This window comes from Aeromonas sp. HMWF014, assembly GCF_963878295.1.
GTDB classification, from domain to species: Bacteria; Pseudomonadota; Gammaproteobacteria; order Enterobacterales; family Aeromonadaceae; genus Aeromonas; species Aeromonas popoffii.
Genome location: NZ_CAWNYS010000253.1, coordinates 1 through 1,114 on the forward strand (window position 1 = coordinate 1; position 1,114 = coordinate 1,114).

Consider the following 1,114-nt stretch of genomic DNA (forward strand, 5'->3'; position numbering starts at 1 on the left):
TCAGATCACCCAGTCCTCCGTTAGTTCCATTCAAGCTGCATCGATTTGGGCAACAACGCCCTTGACCGACCAACTCATCAATATAGTCTCCAGTCAATGCCTGCTGTCGTGCATCCAGAATGCTGTCAAGTCGTTCAGCGGGGCTATCATCAAGCTCTGTACCTAAACCGGGAATGTAGACTTTGTCGTAAAGGTATGAAGAGGTGAGAGCAGCATTCATTTCCCGTGGATGCGCTCGAAATAACCGACCAATATTGGTCAACCGCTGGTCATCTTCATCTGCGTAAATATTTCGTTGGTTGATATCAAAGAAAAGACCTATCTGCAATGCCAAAGAACAGGTACCGATTCCCGCCTGATGGAGACTATCTTCACGCGCTATACGGCACGCCAAATCACTCTGGTCGATCATCGTCCTTTCCTCGTACGGTAGGTACTCACAATACTATCCATCTCAACAACACAACTGTTGGCCCAACGAACTAGCGGTTTGTTATCGGGTAAAAACAACACACAAAAATCATTCTTTCCTTTTTCTCGCTTCGGCATCGGGAGAATAAGAGAGTGCTTTTCAAATTTGTATCCAGCTTTTTCTTGCTCCTCAGTCATATCGAGTTCCCAGTCGATCTTCACCGAATCACCATCTATCCGGTAGGGGCCAGCACTGCCCCCCCCTGCGTTAAGGCCGTCAAACGCAAAAGCATTGCTGCCCATCTTGCCGTTGACATAGACATAACTGACGGGACGATCCATCACAGAACCCACATCGATAGAGGCCCCGCCATGTCGCTCTTGAAACAGGAAGCTCCATCCCAACCAGAGCACCAGCACAATGGCACTCAGCCAGCGTCCCCAGCGGGGCATCAAGTTCCACGCAGCCGTGACCATGGTGGAAATAAATCGGGTCATACAAACCTCTTATTTTTAGTTAGCGGCATAAACAGAAAGTGAACAGGAGCCGAGACCCGCTTGGTGGAGGTTATTTTCACGCGCTATACGGCACCTCACATCATCCCGATCGTTCATCTTCCTTTCCTCGTGCGATAAGGGTCGATAACGTCTTTCATATCAAGATGACAACTATGAACCCAACGAACCATCACTTTGTTATCGG

At 48.7% G+C, this 1,114-nt stretch carries 1 protein-coding gene and 1 pseudogene; both read right to left on the minus strand.

Features of this window, described 5'->3' with window-relative positions; all coding sequences use genetic code 11:
* Nucleotides 1-412 (minus strand): annotated as a pseudogene (locus AAC083_RS10260) (hypothetical protein); the annotation flags it as partial.
* Complete coding sequence (locus AAC083_RS10265) at nucleotides 409-909, minus strand: hypothetical protein (RefSeq protein ID WP_108536526.1); 501 nt, start codon at nucleotides 907-909, stop codon at nucleotides 409-411. The pseudogene AAC083_RS10260 and the gene AAC083_RS10265, both read right to left, overlap by 4 nt.
* Between the last annotated feature and the right edge of the window lie 205 nt (nucleotides 910-1,114).

Coding starts and splice junctions, on each gene's coding strand:
- AAC083_RS10265 (WP_108536526.1), bottom strand. CDS start 909: ATGACCCGATTTATTTCCACCATGGTCACGGCTGCGTGGAACTTGATG.